Here is a 24,175-nt window from a genome sequence, read left to right as displayed (position 1 = left end):
AAGAGCCGTTCGTAACACCGGGTCCAGCGCGGAACCCGGATGGGGGAACCGGCTTCGATGCGGCAGATCGACATCCTTCTCACCGACCCGCTTCGCGGCGGACAGGACAGCTTCGTGCACGGCGACTTGCGCGTGGTGTTTCACGGCTGGAACTGGGCCGCACCCTTGCCGCTGCTCGATGGCAGCCCTTGGGCTTTCGTAGATTGGCTGCTGCCAGAGCTATCCGGGCTGGAACTATGCCGCCGCCTGCGCTGCGATACGCAGACCGAGGCAGCGCATATCACCATGGTGCTCGAGGAAGACGACGCTGATGCCAAGCGCCGCGCGCTGCGCGCCGGGGCGGATGACTACATCATCGGCCCGATCGACCGCGCGGCGGTGCTCGACCGGGTGCTGTCGGTGCAGCTGCCCGAGCGTGAGGCCCCGGCCCGCTCGCTCAAGCTGGGCGATCTCTCGCTCGACCTCACGGCATTGCAGGCGCGCTGGCAGGGTAAGCCGGTGCCGCTGATGCCCAATGAACTGCGCCTGCTGCGCTACCTCATGGAGCAGCCCGGCCACGTGTTCAGCCGCGGCCAGCTGATTGCCGCGCTGGGCAAGAAGGAACAGCCGATCGACGAGCGCACGGTCGACGCATGGGTCAGCCGCCTGCGCCGCGCGCTGCGCGAGGCAGGCGCGGGCTATCCGCTGCGCACCGTGCGCTCGCTGGGGTATGTGCTGGACCGGCCGTGAAAAGCGAAAGCCCCGGATTCCGACAAGGAAACCGGGGCCTTTTGCTTACAGATCGTGGCCGAGCTTGATGCCGAACACCTGCGGCTTGATCGGATAGTAGCGCGCAGCGCCGCCGCAGATCGACGGGGTGCAGACCGTGTTGATGCTGAGAATGCCGCGCTTGTCGAAGGCGTTCTCGATGAAGGCCGAGACGTCAAAGCCGGATACCTTCGCGCCCAGCGAGAAGTCGAACGTCTCGAAGCCCCTGGTCCGGCCAAGCAGATCGGCCTCACGCGTGGTGAGGTACGAGCGCGTGCCCGACTGGTGGTTGAGCGAGGCCTGGACGAAGGCCTTGGCCTTGCCCATGTCGAACTCGTAGCGCGCGGTCATGTTGCCCTTGAACCGCGGCTGGACCGGCAGCGGCGTGCCCCTCGGCGCAGCCACGACGCCGAGCGAGCAGTCCGGGTTGCCGTTGGTGTCGAACGAGCAGAAGTCGGTCGTCAGCTTGCCGTCGATCAGCGCGCCCGAACCGGACAGGTTCAGCCCGCCGAGCCGCAGGTTGAAGTCCATTTCCGCGCCGTAGACCCGCGCATTGCCGGCGTTGTAGATATTGGTGACGCCGCTGGAGCCGACCGGGCTGAGACCGTACTGCAGGTTCTTCCACTTTTCGTAGAACAACGCGCCGTTGAGCCGGAGCTTGCGGTCGAACCACGAGGTCTTGAAGCCCAGTTCGTAGTTGTCGAGCGTATCGGGAACGTAAGGGTTCACGTTCGGGCGGCGGTTGTTGCCGCCGGGGCGATAGCCCGTCGAGTACGTCGCATAGACCAGCCGGTCCGGATCGATCTTCCACGTGAGGTTGACGCGGTGCGTCTCGCTGGTCTGCTTGGCCTGGCGGTCGAAGTTGTTGCAGACGCGGTCATCGGCGACCACGGGCACGCAGTTCGCCGCCGTGGTGTTCGACAGGAAGCCGGAGAAGCCGACGAAGGTGTTGTTGTACTTGAACACGCGGACACCGCCCGCAAGCGTGAGCTGGGGCGTGATATCGAACGAGCCGTCGATGAAGGCCGCATAGTCACGGTCGACGCGGTAGGCGCGCGTCGCGAAGAGATCGTCACCCGCCTTGGGCACCGCCGGCGAGTTCGGAATGGCAGCAAGTCCATTGATGTAATAGTCCGCGACGATCCGGTCGGTCTGACGCTGGAAGAACACGCCTGCCGTCAGCTTGTAGCGCTCGCCAGCGGGTGAGGAGATGCGCAGTTCGTGGCTCTGCTTGGTCAGTGCGTCGTGACCGTGTACCTGCTGCGTGGGATCGAGGAAGCCACCGTTGCCGGTCGGGAAGTAGGTGTAGTAGCCGCCCTGGATCTGGTCGTAGGCGACCGAGTATTCCGAATAGTCGCTCAGGTTGTCGATCTTGCGGTCGAAGTAGCCGCCGGCATAGGTCAGGTCCCAGTTGCCGATCTTGCCGTTGATCGTCATCGTCGCGAGCACCCAGTCGTCGCGATTGCGCGAGGGGCCGAAATCGGTGACTTTGAGATCGCCGATGCGCGGATCGAACAGGAACGAACCGCGCGTGGTCTGGTGCTGATAGATGACCGCAGGCTGGATCGTCCAGCTGTCGTCGAGATCGACCTTGAGCGCGGCACGGCCGCCGACCGTATCGGTGGTATTGACGTTGTCCTTGACGAACCTCGCGTTGTTGACCGTCACGTTGGTGGTCGGATCGTCGTCACCCAGCGTGAAGGTGCGCGAGCCCGGCACGCTGTCGATATAGCCGCCATCGCGCTGATAGTAGCCGACGACGCGCAGCGCCGCGCGGTCGCTCAGCGGGATGTTGAAGAAGCCTTCGACACTGCCGCCGCCGGTGCCCTTGCCGACCTTGTTGCCCGAAACGTCGACGCGGCCGTAGAAGCCCTTGGTATCGGGCTTGGCCGGAATGATGCGCAGCGTGCCGGCGAGCGAGCTCGAGCCGAACAGCGTGCCCTGCGGGCCCGAAAGCGCCTCGACCCGGGCGATGTCGTAGACGTGCAGGTCGACCGCGTTGCCGATGGTGGTGACGGGCACTTCATCGAGATAGAGCGCTGCGGTGGGCTGCGAACCGCCGCGCAGGCCATCGCCGCCGCTGGTGATGCCGCGGAAGGACAGCTGCGTCTGGCCCGGACCGAACGACTGGAAGCTGACGCTGGGCAGCGCCTTGGCGTAGTCATCGAAGCTGGCAACATTGAGCTGCTCGAGCTTCTGGGTGCCGAAAGCCTGGATCGAGATCGGCACACTCTGAAGATTTTCGCTGCGCTTCTGCGCGGTCACGATGATTTCGGTGCCATCGGTGGCGGCGGGGGTATCCGCTGCGGCCTGAGGGGCTTCCTGCGCGAGGGCTACCGGTGCTGCAAATGCTGCGGTCGCCATCAGAATGCTGCGCGAAACGCGCGAGAACGCCGTCTTCATATTATCTTCCCACCTCGTTGGTCCCCCGGGACGCGCGCGAACGTGGTCCGACTTGGTGAAGATTTCAACCGTGTTTCAGCACGATGTCAGCTTGCATTCAGATGCGTGGCCGAATTGCAACGTAATATTGTACAGTTGGCTTACCAGCCAAAGGGCGCGGCAGGATAGGCAGGGAGAACTTCGCCGAGCGCGGCCTTGAGCGGATTGAGGAAGGGTTCGAACGGTTTCCACGCTTCCGTGCCTTCACGAAAAATCGGACGGCGGACCTGTTCGGAACTCGGCGTGCGCACCGCCCGTTCGGTCTCGTAGAAGGCAAGGCAGGCGGGCTCGAACGGCAGGCCGCAAGCACCGAGCAGCGCCCGCACTTCGGCCTCGGTATCATCAACCATCCGCTCGTAGATCACGCGGTGGACGGCGCCGGGGATCACGCGGTCGATATGCGCCATCAGGCGGACATAGTCGCGGTAATAGGCGCCCATGTCCTCGAGCGAATAAGAGAAGCCCTGCCCCCGCGCAAAGTGCTGCTTGAAGTTGGAGAAGCAGCACGAAAGCGGATGGCGCCGCGCATCGATGATCTTGGCGTTCGGCAGGATCAGCCGGATGAACGGCACATGGAGCCAGTTGTTGGGCAGCTTGTCGATGAACAGCGGCCGCGCGGTGTGGCGCTGCACGCGGGTGCGCTCGAGATACTGTTCGCCCAGATCACGCAGCTTCGCTTGGTCGATGGCGGCCAGGTCGCCGGGGTAGTTCTCCAGCGTCCGGGCAAGAATGCCGATGTCCGGCAACTCGCTGGTGCCTTCCACCTGGCTGTGGCTGGAGAGGATCTGCTCGACCAGCGTCGACCCGGCGCGCGGCATGCCGAGCACGAAGATCGGGTCCTGCGCAGGGCAGCCGGCCCCTGCAAGCCGCGCGAACAACTCCGGCGTGGCGACCGCAATCGCCGCATCGACCGCCGCAGTGGTATCGGCCGCCTTGTACTGCAACCGCTTCTTCCGCAGCGCATTGCCCGCCGCATAATGCGTGAACGCGGCGTCGGCTTCCTTGCGGTCCTCATGCGCCTTGCCCAGCGCGAAATCGAGGTGCCAGCGGTCTTCGGGCGAAACGGCCTCGTCTGCCAATGCAGCGCGCATGGCGGAGATGTCTTCATCGGAGAAGCGCACGGTCTTGAGGTTGGCGAGGCTCCACCACACCTCGCCCAGCCCCGGCTGGATCGCCAGCGCGCGGCGATAGGCGGCAATGCCCTCGTCCAGCCGCCCGACGGTCTTCAGCAAGTGCCCATAGCTCATCCACACCTTGGGCTGGTTCGGCGCATCCTTCAGCACGCGGGCATAGAGCGCCAGCGCCTCGTCGAACTCCCCGATGCGGCCATAGGCGGCGGCCTGCAGGTTGGCGTTGCCAAGGTTGTCGGGATCCTCGACAGTAACCCGCGCCAGTTCCTCAAGCGCCTCCGTCAGCCGCTCGGTGCGGTAGAGCACGAGCGCGAGATTGGCGCGGGCAGGCGTGAAATCGGGCGCGAGTTCGATGGCGCGTCGCAGCAGGTTTTCCGCATCCTGATAGCGCCCGATACGCCCCGCCAGCTCGGCAAACAGTCGGATCGCGCGTACATCGAAGGGGTTTTCCTTGAGCAGCGCGCGCAGCAGGGGTTCGGCCTCGTGCAGCACGTTCTCGTTCATCGCGATTGCCGCGCGGATGAGGCGGGGATCGTAGTTCGGAGCGGTAACGGTCTGGCTGGCCATGGCGGCGGACAAGAAACACGGTGACGCGGCGCGATCAAGCGTTACTCTGTAACGCCAATGGGAAACCCCCAGGTCCGTTCGTGTCGAGCGAAGTCGAGACACCGCGCGCAGTGTCTCGACTTCCGGCCATAAAGGCCGGAAGTTTATCCCGAGCGAAAGCGAGGGGCTCGACACGAACGGTGGGGGGAAGGAGATTGGAGCATTGATGAACCAGCAGCCGCGCGGCCTCAATTTCTGGATGGTGCTCGCGCTGTGCGTGGGCAACATGGTCGGCTCCGGCATCTATCTGCTGCCTTCGACACTGGCGCCCCTGGGCACGAACCAGTTGCTCGGCTGGATGGTGACCATCGCTGGGGCGACAGCACTCGCCGCCGCGTTTGCCCGGATGGGCGCGCGCCTGCCCGGTTCGGGCGGGCCCTATGCCTATGTGCAGGCCGCGTTCGGTCCGTTTGCCGGGTTCGTCGCAGCGTGGAGCTACTGGGTGCTGCTGTGGAGCGGCAACGGCGCGATTGCCGTCGCGGTCGTCAGCAATCTCAGCCTGGTCGTGCCGTGGATCGGCAAGACCCCCGGCGTGCCTGCCCTGCTTGCTGTCGCCTGCGTCTGGGGCATGACCGCGATCAACATCCGCGGCGTGCGCGCGGCGGGGGCATTTTCTGTCGTCACAACCGCGCTCAAACTGCTGCCGCTGGTGCTGCTGATCGGCCTCGCCCTGTGGTTTGCGCTGAGCGGAACCCCGCGCGTGGTGCAGCCGCCGGTCTCGATCGCGCCGGGTGCCATCGCGACGGCGGCGGGGCTGACGTTCTGGGGCTTCCTCGGCCTTGAATCCGCGACCGTCCCGGCAGGCAAAGTGGAGAACGCCGCGCGCGTGGTGCCGCTGGCCACGATCATCGGCGTGGTGCTGACGGGCGCGGTCTACTTCGGCATCAGCCTTGCGTTCTGGGCCTATATGCCCGCCGATCAGGCCGCCGCATCCCCCGCCCCGGTCGCCGATTTCCTCGGCCGCACCTTCGGGGGCAACATGGCCTCGGTGGTCGCCGTGTTCGCCGCGATCAGCGCGTTCGGCACGCTCAACGGTTTCATCCTCCTCCAGGGTGAAATGCCGCAGGCGATGGCGCGCGGGGGCGTCTTTCCGCAGTGGTTCGCCGCCGATGGCAAGCGCGGCACGCCGGTGCGCGCGCACGTCGTCTCCTCGCTGCTGCTGACGGCAGTGACCCTGCTCAACTACGGGCGCGGCCTTGGCGACCTGTTCCAGTTCATCGCCTCGGTGAGCCTTGCCGCGGGAATGCTCGCTTATTTCATGAGCATGATGGCCGCCATCCGCCTCCTGCCCGAAGAGCGCGGCCTGATCCTGCTCGCGCTGGGCGGCGCCGCGTTCATCGGCTGGGCGACATGGGGCCTCGGCGCCAGCGCGGTGGGCTATGGCCTTGGCCTCGTCGCGCTCGGCGTGCCGGTGTACCTCGCAGTGCGGCGCGGGCAGGAAGCCGCGCTGGCATGAAGCCCCGCTGGTGGAAGCGGCTCTGGCTGCGCTATCTGTTCTATTGCAAGCAGCACTGGATCATCGCCGGCACGATCACGCTGTGGGTCCTGTGGGTGATCCTGCAGATCGGCTGGCAGTTGCTGCCCATCGTGCTGGAGTTCCTGTTCGACTTTGTCGTGTCGCTGTTTGCGGCACTGTAGCCCCATTCCCCCTCCACCACCCGCTGCGCGGGCGGTCCCCCTCCCCATTTGTGCTGCGCAAAAATGGGGAGGACCAATCCTGCCCTCCCAAGGGTTCCTTACTGCTTCCACCCCGCCCACGCCGAGCGCGCCATGACGGCAGCGGCATAGTAGACCACGCCGATCACCAGCCAGCGCAGCATGGCGACGTCCATGTTCTTGACCACGAAGGCCGCCACCAGCACCGCCGGAATGCCGCCGAGGATGATGCCCGTCACCACGCGCAAGTCGATCTCGCCGATGCGGATGTGGCTGATGCTGGCCGCCGCCCCCGCGATGGCAGAGCTCCCCGCCATGACCGGGAAGGCATAGCGCGGGTCCATGCCCATCAGGCTGAACATGATCAGCGTCGGCGCCGAATTGCCCACGCCGAAATTGACCAGCACGCCCAGCGCGAAGTTTGCCGCAATCGCCACGAGCATCCACGGCAGCGAGAGAGTGGACGCGCTCCCGCCGCCCGGCATCAGGTGGAGGTTGATGAGGACAAAGATGCTCGCCGCGATCAGCAGGCCGACCGCGACGGTCGTCTGCACCAGCCAGACCTGCGCGCGCGAGACCAGCGGCGCGCCGATCAGGGCGCCCGCCAGCAGCGCGAGAATGCAGCCGACGAGCAGCGCCGGATCGATCTTGCCGCCAAGCAGCAGGAAGAAAATGAAAGCCTGCACCATCGAAGGTCCGGTGTGGCCAACCAGCAGGGTGGAGGGGATCAGCCGGTCCGGCACCATCTTGCGGAACTTGATCCACGCGGTGGAGGGCGCGAACGAGCCGATCCCGAGCGTGTCGAAGAAGTTGGTCACTGCCCCCAGTAGCAGGGCCTCGGGCCGGGGCGTCACCTGCCGCGCGACCGCCGCGCGCAGCACCGCGGCGGCATAGCCGAGCGTCCCCAGCCCCAGCAGGATCAACAGCGCTGTCAGCATTCAAGTCCCCCCTGGCCCCTCGTGCGAGAGGCTAGAGGAAACGCTTCATGCTGCAATGCCCTTAACGTCCACGGTGGAGCACCTTCCACAGCGTGCCGCGGTCGCGGATGATTTCCGCCGCCGCGTTGTGGCCCGGCGCGCCCGTCACGCCGCCGCCCGGATGCGTGCCCGAACCGCACATGTAGAGGCCCTTGATCGGCGAGCGGTAGTCGCCATGTCCCAGTACCGGCCGCGCGGCCCAGAGCTGGTCGAGCCCCATGTTGCCGTGGAAGATATCGCCGCCGATGAGGCCGAACTTGCGTTCCAGATCGAGCGGCGAGTGGATCTGCCGCGCGATGACCGCCTGCTTGAAGTTGGGCGCATGGTCGTTGACCGTGTCGATGATGAGATCGGCCACCTTCTCGCGGTGCTTGTCCCAATCGACCTTGGGATCGAACTGCTGGCAGAACAGGCTGGCGACATGCTGGCCCGGAGGCGCGAGGCTGTCGTCGATGGTGCTCGGCAGCTTGATCTCGATGATCGGCTTCTTCGACCAGCCGCCCGTCTGCGCATCGATGAAGGCCTGGTCCATGTAGTCCATGCCCGGCGCGATGATGATGCCGGCGGTGTGGTGCTCGGCCTTGTCCTTGCCGGGGAGCACGGTGAAGTCCGGCAGTTCGGAAAGCGCGACGTTCATGCGGAACGTGCCCGAGCCGGTCTTGTAGTTCTTGATGCGGCGGTTGAAGTCCGCGTCCAGATCGCTGGAATCGACAAGCTGGCGGAAGAGCAGCGCGGGGCCGACGTTGGCGGCGATGGTCGGCGCATAAAGCTCCTCGCCGCTGACCAGCTTCACGCCTTCCGCCTTGCCGTTGTTGACGAGCACCTTGGCAACCGGGGCTTCGAGGCTGATCTCGACGCCATATTCGGCGCAGGCGCGGGCCATCGCCTGCGTGATCGCGCCCATGCCGCCGACCGAGTGGCCCCACGCACCGAACTTGCCGTTCACTTCACCGAACACGTGGTGCAGCAGCACATAGGCCGAGCCGGGGGTGGAGACGCCCGCATAGTTGCCGACGACGGCGTCGAACCCGAACGCGGTGCGCACGTAGTCATGCTCGAACCAGCCTTCGAGGAAATCGCGCGCGGACTTGGTGAAGATGTCGAGCAGATCGCGCTGCACATCGAGGCCAAGGCCGGCAATCGGCCAGCCCTGCTGCGCGGCGGCAAGCAGCGAGCGGACACCGCCGCCGACATTGGGCGGGCACTTCAGCGCGATGTCGCGCAGCACTTGCGCCACCTTTTCAAGCGCGGCGTCGTAGTGCTTGTAAGTATCGGCGTCCTTCTGGCTGAAGCGCGCGAATTCCGCCTCGGTGCGGCCCGCCCCGCCGCCGAGCTTCAGATAGTCGTTCTCGAACGGGAAGAAGTTGCTGATCGTGCGCTCGATGATGCGAAAGCCGCGCTCGTGCAGCTTCATGTCGGCGATCACCTTGGGGCGCAGCAGGCTGACGGTGTAGCTCGCGGTCGAGTTGCGGAAGCCGGGATGGAATTCCTCGGTCACGCAGGCCCCGCCGACAATGTCGCGCCGTTCGAGCACGCGCACCTTCATGCCGGCGCGGGCGAGATAGAAAGCGCAGGTGAGGCCGTTGTGGCCGCCGCCGATGATGATCGCGTCGTAGCGGTTGGACATTGGGTTACTCCGAAATTGCTGATCAGATCCGTTCGTGTCGAGCGAAGTCGAGACACCTTGCGTTTGGTGTCTCGACTTCCGGCCATAAAGGCCGGAAGTTTATCCCGAGCGAAGTCGAGGGGCTCGACACGAACGGGTTAAGGGAAACTTGTTCGATTATCAGGCCTTGCTCCACCCCGCCGGCGGCGCCTTGTGCAGCCTCGCCTCCGGGGTCAGCGCACGGATCTTGCGGGCAAAGCTGCGCAGGCACACCTCGCTCCTGCCGATGGGGCCGGCGCCATAGGTATCGGAGGCCATGCCCTGCTGCACGCGCTCGATCAGCCAGGTGTCCTCGCGGTTGACCACCCGGTTGATGCGCCAGTTGGCATAGCGCACCAGCTTCATCGTCCTGCTGTCGTCCGGCAGCGCATAGGCCATCTCGCGCAGCAGGCAGGTGGTCGGGCTGATCGGCAGCCACTGCATGAAATCGATCTGGTCCGCGTAGATATCGAACGCCATATTCGGCCAGAGCTTGAAGTAGAGCCAGCGGCGGCGGTTCTCCTCCGGCAGCTCCTCCACATGGGGCAGATGCGCCTGATAGAAGCGTTCCCAGAAATTGGCGCTCGGCTTGTCGACAAGATCGCCCTTGAGGCGGTCGACCCAGTCATCGGCCGCAATCTCGTAGGACTTGCCGAAGATGCGCACGAGGCCATCATGCGCGACGGGGATATGCAGGTTGTCCGAATAGTTGTCGCCGACGTTCTTCCAGTTCACGTCCCGCGGGCGCAGGCGCATCTTGCCCATCGGCTGCATGTCCTCGAACCGGTAGGGCGCGATTTCGGCCTCATGCGGGGCCATCATCTCACCCACTGTCGGGAACACGCCGGGCTTGAGGCAGACCCACACGAAGCCGCGCCATACCTCGAGCGCGACGGGGGCGAGGCCATTTTCCTCCAGCTTGAGAGCGGGATAGTCGCTCTTCATCGGAACCCCGGTGAGGCGGCCGTCGGTCTCGTAGACCCAGGCGTGGTAAGGGCAGACGAGCTTCTTCGCGCAGCCCGCGGTGCCTTCCACCAGCCGCATCGCGCGGTGGCGGCACACGTTGGTGAAGGCGCGCACTTGCCCATCATCGCCGCGCATCACGATCACGCTTTCGCCGATGTAGTCGATCGTGCGCCAATCGCCCGCGTTGGGAATCTCGTTCACATGGCAGACGATCTGCCACGAAGGGCGGATCACCCGCTCCATCTCGAGCGCATGATATTCGGGATCGGTGTAGAGCCAGCCCGGCAGGCTCCAGTCCGCATCGGGATCGTGCTCGCTGGCGCTGCAGGCCGCGATGGCAGATTGGTGGCCCATACCGAATCTCCGAAAAAGCTTGTTGGACGAACGTACAACAACGGCTAGGATAAGCAAGATGAAACCGCCCTCCGCTCACCAACCCGCCTTCCGCCGTCAGGAACCCGACGCGCGCCGGCTCGCGCTGATCGAGGCCTGCGCGCGCGTGCTGGCGCGGCTCGGCGCGGCAGGCGCCAGCGTGCGGGCGATTGCGGTGGAGGCGGGTGTCTCGCCGGGCCTCGTCAGCCATTATTTCAGCGGAATCGAAGCGCTTGTCGCCGCGACTTACGATCACGTCGAAGCGGTGGTTGCCGAAACGATCGACCGCGCGGTGGAAGCCGCCGGACCCGATCCGCGCGCGCGGCTCGATGCCTTCGTGACGACGACGTTCGCGCCGACCATCGCGGACCGGCAGCTGCTCGCCACGTGGATCGCGTTCTGGAGCCTCGTCACCGCGCGGCCCGCCATCGCTGCGCAGCATGACGAGCAATATGCCGGTTCGCGCGCCAGGCTCGAAGCGCTGCTCGGCGCCTGCGGCATGCCCGAGGCCGAACGGCGGCGCGCGGCGATCGCCGTCACCGCGCTGCTCGACGGCCTCTGGCTCGAACTCTGCCTCTCGCCCGGCTGCTTCAGCGCCGAGGAAGCGGGCGACATCGCGCGCCGCTTCCTCGATACGCTTATTTCGACCAGACCGTTTACTTTGAAAGGTCGGTGAGCAGGCTCAGGTAATAGGTCACGCCGGGGCGGATGTTCTCAAGCCGCACGCGCTCATTGAGGCCATGCGAGAATTCCTCGCTGTCCTTGGTGAACACCGGGCTCGCGCCATAGGCCGGGATGCCGAGGCGGCGGTAGTACATGCTGTCCGACGCGCCCGAGCTCTGCGAGGGGACCACCGCGATGTCCTTGCCCCAGGCCTTGCGGATCGCCTTGGTCGAAGCGGCGACGAAATCGGGGCGCATCGGCGAAGCGTCGGTCTCGAATGACCCCTCGCTGACGTCGGTGATCTTCACCTCGGGCTGGCCGACCACCTTGAGCAGCTGCTCCATGATCTCGGCGCGGCTGTGGCCGGGGAAGATGCGGCAATTGATGTAGGCCGTGGCGCGCTGCGGCAGCGCGTTCAGCGCGTGGCCCGCATCCGCCATCGTCGGCACGCAAGTGGTGCCGACCTTGCCGACCATCGCCGGATTGGCGCGCAGCACGGCAATCGCGTCCGCATCCGCCGGGTTGACCGAGAAGGCCCGCATCGCCGCGGCCGTCCCGGGATCGGCCTCGAACGGCGCGGCCTGCGTGAAATAGGCCTTGGTCAGCGGGTTCTGCTCGGCGGGAAACTTGTAGGCACCGATCTTCACCAGCGCCGAGGCGAGCTGGACGATGGCGTTTTCCGGGCGCGGCGCCGAACTGTGCCCGCCGGGGTTGGTGACCTCGACCTTGAAATCGCCGTAGGTCTTCTCGGCGCCGTCCCACACCCAGTAGAGCGGCTTGCCCGCCACTTCCTCCAGCTTGCCGCCGCCCGCATCGGCATTGATCACCAGTTCCGCGTTCTTGAGCTTGTCGGCGATGAGCCCGGTCGTCTTCATCACCGTTTCCTCGTCGCCCGAGAACTCGATGACGATCGTGCGGCGCGGCTTGTAGCCCGACTTGCGCAGCTCGATCAGCGAGGACAGCGCCAGCGCGCCGCCGAACTTCATGTCGGTCGCGCCCCGGCCATAGAGAATGCCGTTCTCGACCACCGGGGTGAACGGATCGCGCTGCCAGTCGGCAGGCTTGGCCTCGACCACGTCCATATGGCCTGAGATCACCAGCGGCTTGAGCTTGGGATCGCTGCCGGTCCAGGTCGCGATGATATAGGCGGTGTCGTCGACCGGCGTGATTTCGATATCGCCCTCGGCCCAGCCCGCCGCCAGCAGCGCCTGCTTGTAGAGCTTGGCGACGTCGATGGTCCGGTTGTTCTCCCCGCGCACCGAGCGGATCGCGATGGACTTGGTGGCCAGATCGAGAACCTGCGCTTCAGCGGCCGGATAAGCGGCAGGCGCAGCGGCCAGCACCGGCAGCGGGGCAATAGCGAGGACAGACAGCGCAGCGAGACGGAATGGGGACATGGCGTTACGGGACTCCTGATGTCCCCCGACGCTGGCGGGCTGTGTTGCAGCGCGCAAGATGTTTTCTTGATAGCCTCGCGCGCTGGCCCACCCCAAACCCCTCCCGCAAGCGGGAGGGGCTTTCTCTTCTTCCCCCTCCCGCTTGCGGGAGATGTCGGGGGTGGGCCTTTTCGGCCTCAGCGCTCCACCTTGCTCGCGTCGAACGTCCCCAGCCCCGGCTTGAAGCTCTTTTCGTCGAGGAACTGGCGGGTCGCTTCCTTGCGCGCAGCCGCACCGCCGAAGCTGTGCAGCGCTTCCTGCGCGCGGATCTGGTAGTCGAGCGCGTTGTCGTAGGTCATGTCGACCATGCGGCGCATCGTCCACTTGGTGGCGCGCAGCGCGTGCGTGTCCTTCTTCTTGAGGACATTGGCGATTTCCAGGACGCGCGCGCGCAGCTTGTCCGCCGGCACCGCTTCGGTCACCAGTCCCTGTTCCTCGGCCTGCTTGCCGGAGAGGTTCTCGCCCATCATCGCGTGGTACATCGCCTTGCGGAACGGCATCAGCTCCTGCGCAACCTTGCTGGCGCCGCCGCCGGGGAGGATGCCCCAATTGATCTCGGAAAGCCCGAACTGCGCGTCCTCCGCTGCAATCGCGATGTCGCAGCCGAACAGCGGGCCATAGCCGCCGCCGAAGCACCAGCCATTGATCATCGCGATCGTCGGCTTTTCATACCAGCGCAGCCGCTCGAACCAGCCGTAGCTCTCGCGCTGCGACTTGCGCACGGCCCAGAGGCCCTGCGCCTCGGTCTCGCGGAAGTATTCCTTGAGGTCCATGCCCGCGGTCCAGGCTTCGCCCTCACCGGTCAGCACCAGCACCTTCACGTCCTCGCGGAACTCGAGCTCTTCCAGCACCGCCTTCATGCGGCGGTTGAGCTTGGGGCTCATGCAATTGCGCTTCTCCGGCCGGTTGAACGCCACCCAGGCAATGCCGTCCTCGACGCAGAAGGCGACAGTGTCCTGCTCGTCTCGCCCAATGCTGTCGGCAGGCTTGGGGGCAATCTCGGTCTGGTCGGTCACGACGTGTCCTCTCGGGTGAAACAGGCTCTATGGGTTATGCCCTATAACACTTCGCGAGTCGCCGCAACTTTGGCCCCGGCGAGGCATGGCACGGCGTGAAATCGGCCCGACTGCGTAGTTTCAACCGTAACGGACTCAAAACCTGCACCAAAGGACAGGATGGGTGCAGAAACCCCTGTGAACGATCACCGCATACGAATGCAGCATTTGATAATAATGCAAATTCCGCCCTCTGAAATCGCTTGAAACCGCGCTTTTCGGCCAGTGAATTGCATTTACTGCAATTGCTACGCTATGTTTCGCACTTGCGAAGACCCGGGGTGCGGCGCACTAGGGACAGGCCTTTCAGGCATCCTCTCCCAAACTTTCAAAGGGCCATCCGGCAACGGGTGGCCCCTTTTTTTGGTCCGGTTCCGCCCCTCATCCGTGCGGCAGAATCACCGTCCGCCCGATCACCCGGCGCTCGCGCATCGCGAGGTAGGCCTCGCGCCAATCGGCAAGCGGCACGGCAGAATGCACATGCGGCCGGATGCGGCCTTCCTCCGCCAGCCGCATCACCTCCGCAATGTCCGCGGCGCCGCGTTCCGGAAAACGCCGCCCATATTCGCCCGCACGCACGCCGACGACCGAGAAGCCCTTGATCAGCGGAATGTTGGTGCGCACCTCGGCAATCCGCCCCCCGGCAAAGCCCACCACCAGCAGCCTCCCCCCGAACGCGGTATAGCGGCAGGCCTCGTCGAACACGTCGCCGCCGACAGGATCATAGACCAGGTCCGCACCGCGCCCGCCGGTCAGCTCCAGAATCTGCTCGCGCAGCCCCGTCGGCCCGGCAAGGATATGGTCCGGCGCATAGAGCCGCTGAATGGCCTCGCGCTTCTCCGCCGTCGATGCGACCGCGATGACGGTGAGCCCCAGCGCCTTGCCGAGATCGACCGCCGCCAGTCCGACGCCGCCCGCCGCGCCATGCACCACCAGCGTTTCGCCCGCCTCCGCCCGGCCGATGCGCGCGATGGCCGTGTAGGCGGTAATATAGGCCGCGCGCAGCGAGGCCCCCTCGGCGAACGAGAGCGCGGCGGGCAGCGGGATCAGCGCGGCATCGGCATAGGCGCCGTATTGCACCACCGCGCCCGTCAGCGTGGCGACGATCACCTTGTCTCCCGCCCGCCAGCGGCTCCCCTCGCCCGCTTCGACGACTTCGCCGGCGGCTTCCATGCCCGGCACGAAGGGCAACGGCGGCTTGGCCTGATAGAGCCCCTCGGTCATCAACAGGTCCGGAAAGCCGAGCGCCGCCGCCTCGATCCGCACCAGCGCCTGCCGCGCCCCCGGCTGCGGCATGGGCCGCTCCGCCACGCCGACCCCGGCGAGATCGGGGGCAAGTTCGGACACTTCGAGGACGTGCATGGTCTCGGGCATCATCGCAGGCAAGTTTGTCATCGGCGGCAGTTCTCCCGCCCCAGCGATGCCTCAGCCTTGTGCCGCCGTCCAGCCTTACGCGGCGCTCGCCCGCTGATGCAGGCGCGTGATCGCATCGAGCGCGGAGAGCAGCGCGCCTTCCTGCCAGCAGCCGTAGTAGGAGCAATGCTCGCCTGCGAGGACGATCCGCCCATCCATCGCGACGAGGTCCTGATAATGCGCCGCGCGGCTTTCCTCGCTCCACTTCGCGCAGCAGCCGAGTATCCACGGCATCCGGCTCCACGCCACCGTCGCCCCGCTCAGGAATTCCGCCTTGTAGTGCGCCGGATGCAGCACCGAGCCTTGTTCCAGCGCGGCGGCAATGCGCTTTTCGGGCGTCATCCCGGCCAGGATATAGGACCCCACGCCGAACGGATAGGCCCCCAGCAGCACCGCCGGACCGTCGCTGAAGCAACCATGGCTCGGATAGCTGATGAGCCCGATTGCCTGATCCGTGAACGATGTGCCGCCATAGATCGCGTCCTCGGTCTCCCAGAACCGGCGCTTCATCTCGAGGCCGATCTTGACCGAATTCTCATAAGGCAGCGCCTTGATCGCGGCTTTCTTGGCATCGGAAACCTGCAAGTCGATTTGCCCCAGGATCGTCGCGGGGATCGTGCAGACCATCCAGTCGGCACGGGTCTCCCCGGCCGCGCCGGTCTTCGCATCGGTCCAGCTCGCGGTAACCCCGCGCTCGTCCTGCGCGATCTTGCTGACGCGCGTGCCATAGCGGATCAGCTTGCCCACCCGCGCCTGAAACGCCTTGCCGATATGGTCCATCCCGCCCTTGGGCTGGAACATGCTCGTCTGCATCACATGTTCGGCGAAGAAGCCCAGCGGCCCCCAGATCTGGCTGTCCAGCGTGTCGGAGAGGCTGAACGGATCGTTCGGGATCGGCGCACCGTTCACACCGCCCCCCGGTGGCCGTTCCCACCCGCGCTGCTCGCCCAGCTTCACGCTCTTGCTATAGGCCATGTTCTTGTCGAGCACGCCCCAGCTGCGCAGCGCTTCGAGCAGGACGGCCTTGTCCTCCTTCGTCACCGCCTGGTCGAGCGCGCCCGCATTCAGCGCCTTGCCAAGCAGTTCGGAGACATGGCCTTTCCAGTCGATGGTCAGATCGCGGAAACGCTGCGGCTTGCCCCCGAACGCCGCCTTGCGGTGGACGAAGGTGTTGTGATTGCTCTGCATGAAGGGTTCGAGCACGACCCCGAACTGCTTGCAGTAATGCAGCACGGTGCGATGATGATAGGGAATGCGCCAGGGGCCGGGGTTGAAGTAGTTGCCCGGCGCGAAGCCCACTTTCTGGACCGAGCCCAGCTCGGTGACCGTATCCCCTCCGCGCAAGGTCATGTTGCGCCCGCCCGCCCGGGTCTGCACTTCAAGGATCTGGACCTTGTAGCCCGCCTTGGTCAGCTCATAGGCCGCAAGCATCCCCGCCAGCCCCGCGCCAAGCACGAGCACCGAAGCGCCCGGCTTGGCACCCGAAAGCTGCGGCGGCCCGGTAAACTGCGATTCCGCCGCATGGCCCAGCGCCGTCATCGCCTGATAGAGCGCCGCCCCGCCGCCCAGCTTGCCGATCATCGCGAGAAGGTCGCGGCGGGTTGTCGGCACTATCGGCTGGCTCATGCGGAGTACCTTGCTGGACGTGGTGTCAGTGCCCGCAGTTGCAATCGGGAACCGGGGGATTGGCAGTGCTGATGCGGTCAAGATCGGCGACGGTGACGGCATCGGGATAGGTGTTGAAATGGCCGCGCACGTAGTTGAGCACCGCAGCGATCTGGGGGCGCGTCAGCATCCCCTCGAACCACGGCATGCCGCCGCGCCCCTTGAGCAGGATGATGCTGGCATAATCGTGGTTGGCGAGCCGGGGATTGCCTGCCAGCGCCGGGATCATCGCGCCGGGGACGCCCCCGCCCTTGGCATCGGCCATATGGCAGGACTGGCAGATCTGCTCGTAGATCTCGCGCCCTTCGTCGGCCACCGCGACCGATGAACCGCCGCCGCGGTCCTGCGCGAAACCGGGGCTCCCCGCCGCAAGCGCGAAGGCCAGCGACAGGCTGGCGGCAATCAGGACAGTGCTGCGAAATCCCGGCAAGGTCGTGGCCCCCACTCCTGCTACCGTCGGCTAGGTGGTTCATGCTATGCTGCGGCGTAGCGTCGTCAATGCAAATTGTTGCCGGATCGGTGCGGCGCGGCCCTCCCCTTGGGGTGCGATCCTGCCAGATCACGCCGATACAGTGCTTTTTCCCTCGCGCTTTGTCGCTTAAGGTCATGGTTGCCATCCGCATCCGTCTGCGGTCACGCCATAGGGGAAAACAGTTATGCGCTTCATGCTCCTGCCCGCCATCATCTGCGCCATGCTTGGCCTTGCCACCCCCGCTCACGCGCAAGTCACGCGCGTGCAGAGCAACCCGCAGGCGCTGATCCTCGACGGGGCGGACGTGAAGGCCGGGACCGACCTGTTCTACCTCTCGGGCCAGCTCGCTTCCCCCATCGATCCAGCCAAGACCTTTGCCGACGTGAAATCGATCGATGATCTGGGTGACACGAAAACGCAGACCGCCAGCGCGCTCAAGCGGATCAAGGAAATCCTTGCAGCACGCGGCTATTCGATGTCCGACGTGATCAAGCTCACGCTCTTCGTCGTGGCCGACCCCAAGCTCGGCAAGATGGACTTTGCGGGCGTGAACGAAGGCTTCAAGCAGTTCTTCAAGACCGCGGAAAACCCGATAACGGTCGCGCGTTCGACCTTCCAGGTCTCCGCGCTGGCAGGCCCCTACTTCCTGATCGAGATCGAGGCGATTGCCGCCAAGAAGCGCTGACCCTCAGACCATCGCCGAGCGGCTGAGAAAGATTGCAATCGTATTCCGTTGGACAGGCGTCCCGGATCGGTCTCTTTGGCGGTTCGTGGTGTCTTGCCGCCGGTAACATCCCTCGCCTAGTCTGCGAATGTATTCGCCGGGAGAGGCCGGACACCATCCGGACGTCAGAGCGAGGGCCGCTTCAGAAGCCCGTGCCGTGCAGCGTCCGACCAGGGGGAGTTACCATCCGTGCGCCTCGATGAACGCGACCAGACCGCCGGCGGCTCAGCCAGCCCCGACATGCAGGCCCATATCCTCGACGTGCTGCGCCACCGTGTCGGCAAGGACGTCCATTCCGCGACCCCGCACGACTGGTTCACCGCCACCGTCCTCGCGCTGCGCGACAAGGTGATCGACCAATGGATGGAATCGACCCACCGCACCTATGAAGAGAGCGGCAAGCGCGTCTATTACCTCAGCCTCGAATTCCTGATCGGCCGCCTGCTGCGCGATGCGCTCTCCAACATGGGCCTCACGCGCGAGATGGAAAAGGCGCTCAGGTCCTACGGCTTCGACCTCGGCGCGATCGAGGATCTCGAACCCGACGCCGCGCTCGGCAACGGGGGCCTCGGCCGCCTCGCCGCGTGCTTCATGGAAAGCCTCGCCAGCCTCGACATCCCGGCTTACGGCTACGGCATCCGCTATGTGAACGGCATGTTCCGCCAGCGGATCGACGATGGCTGGCAGGTCGAACTGCCCGAAACCTGGCTGAGCCACGGCAACCCCTGGGAATTCGACAGGCGGGAAAGTGCGTACCGCATCGGCTTCGGCGGCGAAGTCGTCGACAAGGCGGGCCGCGTCGAGTGGATCCCGGCCGAACAGGTCGAGGCCTCGGCGGTCGATACGCCGGTCGTCGGCTGGCGCGGCAAGCGGGTCAACACGCTGCGGCTATGGACCGCAAGCGCGCTCGATCCGATCCGGCTCGATGCGTTCAACGCGGGCGACTATGCCGGTGCGCTCGCCGAGGAAGTCCGCGCCGAAACGCTGGTGCGCGTGCTCTATCCGGCAGATTCCAGTCCGGCCGGGCAGGAACTGCGGCTGCGGCAGGAGTATTTCTTCACTTCCGCCTCGATCCAGGACATCGTCTGCCGCCACGTCCAGACCTATGGCACGATCGAGACCTTGCCCGACAAGGCCGCGATCCAGCTCAACGACACGCACCCGGCGGTCGCCGTGGCGGAACTCATGCGGCTGCTGGTCGATATCCACGGGCTCGATTTCAACGAAGCCTGGGACCTCACGCGCAAGACCGTCGGCTATACCAACCACACCCTGCTGCCCGAGGCGCTGGAAAGCTGGCCGCTCCCGCTGTTCGAACGGCTGCTGCCGCGCCACATGCAGATCATCTACGCGATCAACAGCCGCGTGCTGCGCGAGGCGCGCAAGTCCGGGCTGGACGACCGCGCCATCGCCGCGATCAGCCTGATCGACGAAGCCGGCGAGCGCCGCGTGCGCATGGCCAATCTCGCCTTCGTCGGCGCGCACAGCGTCAACGGCGTGGCCGCGCTCCATACCGAGCTGATGAAGTCCACGGTCTTTTCGGACCTCCACGGGCTTTACCCCACGCGGATCAACAACAAGACCAACGGCGTCACCCCGCGCCGCTGGCTGCAGCAGTGCAATCCGGGCCTCACCGGCGTGATCACCGATGCGATCGGCCCCGCGTTCCTCGATGATGCGGAGAAGCTGGCAGACCTCAATGCGCTGGCCGGCGACGCCGCGCTGGGCGAGCGCATCGCCGAAGTGAAGCGCGCCAACAAGGTGGCTCTGGCAAGCTACGTGCGCCAGTCGATGGGCCTCCGGCTCGATCCCGACGCGCTGTTCGACGTGCAGATCAAGCGCATCCACGAATACAAGCGCCAGCTGCTCAACCTCGTCGAGACGGTGGCACTCTACGACCAGATCCGCAGCCATCCCGAGCGCGACTGGGTGCCGCGCGTGAAGATCTTCGGCGGCAAGGCGGCATCGAGCTATCACAACGCCAAGCTCATCATCAAACTGGCGAGCGACATCGCGCGGCGCGTGAATGCCGATCCTTCGGTGGGCGGGCTGCTCAAGGTCGTGTTCCTGCCGGACTACAACGTCTCGAAAGCCGAGCGGATCATTCCGGCGGCGGACCTTTCGGAGCAGATCAGCACCGCAGGCATGGAGGCCTCGGGCACCGGCAACATGAAGTTCGCGCTCAACGGCGCGCTCACCATCGGCACGCTCGACGGCGCGAACATCGAGATCAAGGACCGGGTCGGCGATGAAAACATCGTGATCTTCGGCCTCACCGCCGAGGAAGTCGCCGAAAAGCGCGGCAATGGCTACAACCCGCGCGAAGTGATCGAGGGCAGCCGCGAATTGCAGCAGGCCGTCTCCGCCATCGCGACCGGCGTGTTCTCGCCCGATGATCCGACGCGCTATGCCGGGCTGATGGGCGGCCTCTACGATCACGACTGGTTCATGGTCGCCGCCGATTTCGACAGCTACCATGCCGCGCAGCGCCGCGTGGACCGTCTGTGGGAAGACCACGCCGGGTGGCGCGAGAAGGCCATCCGCAACATCGCTAATGTCGGCTGGTTCTCCTCGGACCGCACCATCGCCGAATATGCGCGCGACATCTGGGGAGTTCTTGCCACCTCATGAAGCCGTCTCCCGCCGCGCTCGAAGCCCTGCTGAACGGAACCCATGCCGATCCGTTCGCGCTGCTGGGCATTCACGAAGGGCCCGGCGGCGCCTTTGCCCGAGCCGTACTTCCCGGGGCGGAAACGGCGGAGGCGCATTCGCTCGGCGGCAAGGCGCTGGGCGAACTCAAGCGCATCGACGATCGCGGCCTGTTCGAAGGCCATGTTACCGGCCCGCGCCAGCCGGTGAAGTATCGCTGCACCGCAGGCCCGCACGAATGGTGGGTGACCGACGCCTATTCGTTCGGCCCGGTGCTGGGGCCGCTCGATGATTTCCTGATCAATGAAGGCACGCACCTGCGCCTGTTCGACAAGCTCGGCGCGCATGTCATCGAGCACGAAGGCGCGCGCGGCGTGCACTTCGCGGTCTGGGCACCCAACGCAGAGCTCGTCTCGGTGGTGGGTGATTTCAACGACTGGGACGGCCGCCGCCACCCGATGCGCCGCCGCGCCGATATCGGCGTGTGGGAAGTGTTCCTCCCCGATATCGAAGCTGGACGCGCCTACAAGTACCGCGTGGTCGGCCCGGGCGGTGCGGTGCAGCCGCTCAAGGCCGATCCTTTCGCCTTCCGCTCCGAACTGCGCCCCGCCACCGCCAGCGTGATTGCCGCGCCCGATGCGCACGCATGGGGCGATGCCGCGCACCGCGCCAGCTGGGCGAAGACAGATCCGCGCCGCGTGCCGATCTCCATCTACGAAGTGCACCCCGGCTCTTGGCAGAAGCCCAAAGCCGATCAGGGCGACGGCCGCGAATTCTACAGCTGGGACGAGCTGGCCGACCGCCTGATCCCCTACGTCGTCGAAATGGGCTTCACCCATATCGAATTCCTGCCCGTCTCCGAGCACCCCTTCGATCCCAGTTGGGGCTACCAGACCACCGGCCTCTTCGCCCCCTCCGCCCGCTTCGGCGAGCCGGAAGGCTTCGCGCGATTTGTCGACGGCGCGCACCGCGCCGGGATCGGCGTGCTGATCGACTGGGTCCCCGCGCACTTCCCGGTCGATGCCCACGGCCTCGCCCGGTTCGATGGCACCGAGCTTTACGAACACGCAGACCCGCGCCTCGGTTTCCATCCCGACTGGCAGACCGCGATCTACAATTTCGGCCGCCGCGAAGTGCTCAGCTTCCTCGTCAACAACGCGCTGTTCTGGGCCGAGCGCTACCATGTGGATGGCCTGCGCGTCGATGCGGTTGCCTCGATGCTCTACCGCGACTACTCCCGCAAGGACGGCGAGTGGATCCCCAATGCCGAAGGCGGGCGCGAGAACTGGGAGGCCGTCAGCTTCCTCCAGGCAATGAACCGCGCGGTCTATGCCAGCCACGCCGGGTTCCTCACAGTCGCCGAGGAATCGACCAGCTGGCCCGGCGTCACCCTGCCCACCGATGCCGCAGGCCCCCCGCGGGGCGGGCTCGGCTTCGGCTTCAAGTGGAACATGGGTTTCATGCACGATACGCTCGCCTACATGGCGCGCGATCCCGTCCACCGCCGCTACCATCACGACGAGATCACCTTCGGGCTGATGTACGCCTTCAGCGAGAACTTCGTGCTCCCGCTGAGCCATGACGAAGTGGTCCACGGCAAGGGCTCGCTGCTCGGCAAGATGAGCGGCGCCGACGCCTGGCAGAAGTTCGCCAGCTTGCGCGCCTATTACGGCCTGATGTGGGGCTACCCCGGCAAGAAGCTGCTTTTCATGGGGCAGGAGTTTGCGCAGGGGCGCGAATGGAGCGAGGCACGCGAGCTTGACTGGTACCAGCTCGATATCGCCGAGCACGCCGGGGTGCAGCGCTGGGTCAAGGACCTCAACCACGCCTACCGCACCCTGCCCGCGCTCCATGCGCGCGACTGCGAGGGCGAAGGCTTCGAATGGCTGGTGGTCGACGATGCCGCCGCCTCGGTCTTCGCCTGGGCGCGAAAGGCACCGGGCGCGCCGACGGTGGTGGTCGTCAGCAACATGACCCCCACGCTCCACGGCCACTATCGCCTGCCCTTCCCGCAAGACGGCAAGTGGCGCGAGGCGCTCAACAGCGATGCCGCGCTCTATGGCGGATCGGGTCAGGGCAATCTGGGCGGAGTCACGGCAGAGCATGGCGCGGCGCTTGTCGTGCTGCCGCCGCTTTCAACCGTCATGTTCGTGTTCGAGGGATAAGCCGGAAGGCAAGAAGGCCAAAAAACCAGGAAGGGAGATGGGTCATGCGTGATACTTATGGGCAGCCGCTGGCGCGCGACGCCATGGCCTATGTTCTCGCGGGCGGGCGCGGCAGCCGCCTCTACGATCTCACCGACAACCGCGCCAAGCCCGCGGTCTATTTCGGCGGGGTCAGCCGGATCATCGATTTCGCGCTGTCGAACGCGATCAATTCGGGCATCCGCCGCATCGGCGTCGCCACGCAATACAAGGCGCACTCGCTGATCCGCCACATGCAGCGCGCGTGGAACTTCATGCGGCCCGAACGCAACGAGAGCTTCGACATCCTCCCCGCCTCGCAGCGCATATCGGAGCACGCCTGGTACGAAGGCACGGCAGACGCGGTGTTCCAGAACATCGACATCATCGCCAGCCACGCGCCCAAGTACATGGTCATCCTCGCGGGCGATCACATCTACAAGATGGACTACGAGCTGATGCTGCAGCAGCACGTCGCCACCGGCGCGGACGTGACGATCGGCTGCCTCGTGGTCAAGCGCGAGGAAGCCAAGGGCTTCGGTGTGATGGCGGTGGACGAAAAGGCGGTGATCACCGATTTCGTCGAAAAGCCGGCCGATCCGCCCTCGATCCCGGGCGATCCCGAACACTCGCTCGCCTCGATGGGCATCTACGTGTTCGAGACGAAGTTCCTGTTCGAAGCGCTGCGCCGCGATGCCGACGACCCCAACTCGAGCCGCGATTTCGGCAAGGACATCATTCCCGATATCGTGAAGAACGGCAAGGCCGTCGCCCACCGCTTCACCGACAGCTGCATCCGCGCCGCCGAGGAAATCGGCGAATACTGGCGCGACGTGGGCACGCTCGACGCCTATTTCGAGGCGAACCTCGACCTGACGGATGTCGTCCCGAAGCTCAACATGTACGACCGCGACTGGCCGATCTGGACCGATCAGGTCGTGGCGGCGCCGGCCAAGTTCGTCCACGATCAGGACGGACGGCGCGGCATGGCGATTTCCTCGCTGATCTCGCAGGATTGCATCGTCTCCGGCGCCATCGCCAGGCGCAGCCTCCTCTTCACCGGCGTGAAGATGGGCTCGTTCTCCAGCGTCGATGAAGGCGTGATCCTGCCCTATTGCAACATCGGCCGCGGCGCCCGCCTCAAGCGCGTCATCCTCGATTCCGGCGTGCGCATCCCCGAAGGCCTCGTCGTGGGCGAAGACCCGGAACTCGACGCCAAGCGCTTCCGCCGCACCGAAGGCGGCGTGTGCCTGATCAACAAGGCGATGATCGAGCGGCTGAAGTGATGGACGCGCTCCTGATCCGCTTTTCTTCCCCTCCCCCGCTCGGGGGAGGCCGGGTGGGGGTGCGCCGCGCTCTCGGGACAGGCCGAGG

The 24,175-nt window shown here is 65.7% G+C and carries 18 protein-coding genes; 8 read left to right on the top strand and 10 right to left on the bottom strand.

Annotated elements, in window-relative coordinates; translation table 11 throughout:
* Positions 1 to 57 precede the first annotated feature (57 nt).
* Positions 58 to 729: a response regulator transcription factor gene (locus IP83_RS08665; protein WP_054121829.1), complete on the top strand. Its 672-nt coding sequence runs from the start codon at positions 58 to 60 to the stop codon at positions 727 to 729.
* A 45-nt stretch (positions 730 to 774) separates the two neighbouring features.
* Here the strand turns inward: IP83_RS08665 and IP83_RS08660 are convergent, their stop codons facing one another.
* Together IP83_RS08660 and IP83_RS08655 are read right to left on the bottom strand one after the other, a co-directional pair.
* Complete coding sequence (locus tag IP83_RS08660; RefSeq protein ID WP_054121814.1) at positions 775 to 3,150, bottom strand: TonB-dependent receptor; 2,376 nt, start codon at positions 3,148 to 3,150, stop codon at positions 775 to 777.
* A 140-nt stretch (positions 3,151 to 3,290) separates the two neighbouring features.
* A complete protein-coding gene (locus IP83_RS08655) occupies positions 3,291 to 4,886 on the bottom strand; it encodes a sulfotransferase (protein ID WP_197274321.1) in 1,596 nt (531 codons plus the stop codon).
* Positions 4,887 to 5,091: 205 nt separating this feature from the next.
* Between IP83_RS08655 and IP83_RS08650 the strand changes: the two genes are divergently transcribed.
* Positions 5,092 to 6,381 carry an APC family permease gene (locus IP83_RS08650; RefSeq protein WP_054121813.1) on the top strand — a complete coding sequence of 430 codons (1,290 nt, stop codon included), beginning with the start codon at positions 5,092 to 5,094 and terminating at the stop codon, positions 6,379 to 6,381.
* The gene (locus IP83_RS08645) at positions 6,378 to 6,563 is read left to right on the top strand and encodes a hypothetical protein (protein WP_054121812.1); all 186 of its coding nucleotides are present in this window, start codon (positions 6,378 to 6,380) and stop codon (positions 6,561 to 6,563) included. Before IP83_RS08650 ends, IP83_RS08645 begins: the two co-directional genes overlap by 4 nt.
* A gap of 98 nt (positions 6,564 to 6,661) precedes the next feature.
* On the opposite strand, the gene IP83_RS08640 is transcribed toward IP83_RS08645, so the two are convergent.
* The 3 genes from IP83_RS08640 to IP83_RS08630 all read right to left on the bottom strand — a co-directional run bounded on the left by IP83_RS08640 (position 6,662) and on the right by IP83_RS08630 (position 10,523).
* Entirely contained in the window at positions 6,662 to 7,519 is an 858-nt protein-coding gene (locus IP83_RS08640; RefSeq protein ID WP_054121811.1) for a sulfite exporter TauE/SafE family protein, read from the bottom strand.
* Positions 7,520 to 7,580: 61 nt separating this feature from the next.
* A complete protein-coding gene (locus IP83_RS08635; protein ID WP_054121810.1) occupies positions 7,581 to 9,185 on the bottom strand; it encodes an NAD(P)/FAD-dependent oxidoreductase in 1,605 nt (534 codons plus the stop codon).
* A gap of 159 nt (positions 9,186 to 9,344) precedes the next feature.
* Complete coding sequence (locus tag IP83_RS08630) at positions 9,345 to 10,523, bottom strand: aromatic ring-hydroxylating dioxygenase subunit alpha (protein WP_054121809.1); 1,179 nt, start codon at positions 10,521 to 10,523, stop codon at positions 9,345 to 9,347.
* Between the two features lie 58 nt (positions 10,524 to 10,581).
* Between IP83_RS08630 and IP83_RS08625 the strand changes: the two genes are divergently transcribed.
* Positions 10,582 to 11,217 carry a TetR family transcriptional regulator C-terminal domain-containing protein gene (locus tag IP83_RS08625; protein WP_054121808.1) on the top strand — a complete coding sequence of 212 codons (636 nt, stop codon included), beginning with the start codon at positions 10,582 to 10,584 and terminating at the stop codon, positions 11,215 to 11,217.
* Here the strand turns inward: IP83_RS08625 and IP83_RS08620 are convergent.
* From IP83_RS08620 to IP83_RS08600, 5 genes are all read right to left on the bottom strand, one after another.
* Entirely contained in the window at positions 11,198 to 12,601 is a 1,404-nt protein-coding gene (locus IP83_RS08620; RefSeq protein WP_054121807.1) for a M20/M25/M40 family metallo-hydrolase, read from the bottom strand. The genes IP83_RS08625 and IP83_RS08620 overlap by 20 nt on opposite strands.
* A 176-nt stretch (positions 12,602 to 12,777) precedes the next feature.
* Positions 12,778 to 13,614 carry a p-hydroxycinnamoyl CoA hydratase/lyase gene (locus tag IP83_RS08615; protein ID WP_054121827.1) on the bottom strand — a complete coding sequence of 279 codons (837 nt, stop codon included), beginning with the start codon at positions 13,612 to 13,614 and terminating at the stop codon, positions 12,778 to 12,780.
* 462 nt (positions 13,615 to 14,076) lie between these two features.
* A complete protein-coding gene (locus tag IP83_RS08610; RefSeq protein ID WP_231624973.1) occupies positions 14,077 to 15,090 on the bottom strand; it encodes an NADPH:quinone oxidoreductase family protein in 1,014 nt (337 codons plus the stop codon).
* 54 nt (positions 15,091 to 15,144) lie between these two features.
* A complete protein-coding gene (locus IP83_RS08605) occupies positions 15,145 to 16,734 on the bottom strand; it encodes an NAD(P)/FAD-dependent oxidoreductase (protein WP_054121806.1) in 1,590 nt (529 codons plus the stop codon).
* 25 nt (positions 16,735 to 16,759) lie between these two features.
* Positions 16,760 to 17,203, bottom strand: coding sequence for a cytochrome c (locus IP83_RS08600; protein WP_231624972.1), 444 nt, complete (start codon positions 17,201 to 17,203; stop codon positions 16,760 to 16,762).
* Between the two features lie 226 nt (positions 17,204 to 17,429).
* Here IP83_RS08600 and IP83_RS08595 point away from each other — a divergent pair, with 226 nt between their 5' ends.
* The 4 genes from IP83_RS08595 to glgC all read left to right on the top strand — a co-directional run bounded on the left by IP83_RS08595 (position 17,430) and on the right by glgC (position 24,087).
* Positions 17,430 to 17,930 (top strand): Rid family hydrolase, encoded by a 501-nt coding sequence (locus tag IP83_RS08595; protein WP_054121804.1) that lies wholly within the window; start codon positions 17,430 to 17,432, stop codon positions 17,928 to 17,930.
* Positions 17,931 to 18,209: 279 nt separating this feature from the next.
* Complete coding sequence (locus IP83_RS08590; protein ID WP_054121825.1) at positions 18,210 to 20,600, top strand: glycogen/starch/alpha-glucan phosphorylase; 2,391 nt, start codon at positions 18,210 to 18,212, stop codon at positions 20,598 to 20,600.
* Entirely contained in the window at positions 20,597 to 22,783 is a 2,187-nt protein-coding gene (gene glgB / locus IP83_RS08585; RefSeq protein WP_054121803.1) for a 1,4-alpha-glucan branching protein GlgB, read from the top strand. Before IP83_RS08590 ends, glgB begins: the two co-directional genes overlap by 4 nt.
* A gap of 44 nt (positions 22,784 to 22,827) precedes the next feature.
* Positions 22,828 to 24,087: a glucose-1-phosphate adenylyltransferase gene (gene glgC, locus IP83_RS08580; RefSeq protein WP_082364600.1), complete on the top strand. Its 1,260-nt coding sequence runs from the start codon at positions 22,828 to 22,830 to the stop codon at positions 24,085 to 24,087.
* Positions 24,088 to 24,175: the final 88 nt, after the last annotated feature.

This window comes from Novosphingobium sp. AAP93, from assembly GCF_001296055.1.
Taxonomy (GTDB): Bacteria; Pseudomonadota; Alphaproteobacteria; order Sphingomonadales; family Sphingomonadaceae; genus Novosphingobium.
The sequence above is the reverse complement of the archived record's forward strand: the minus strand, read 5'-3'. Positions and strand labels throughout refer to the sequence as shown.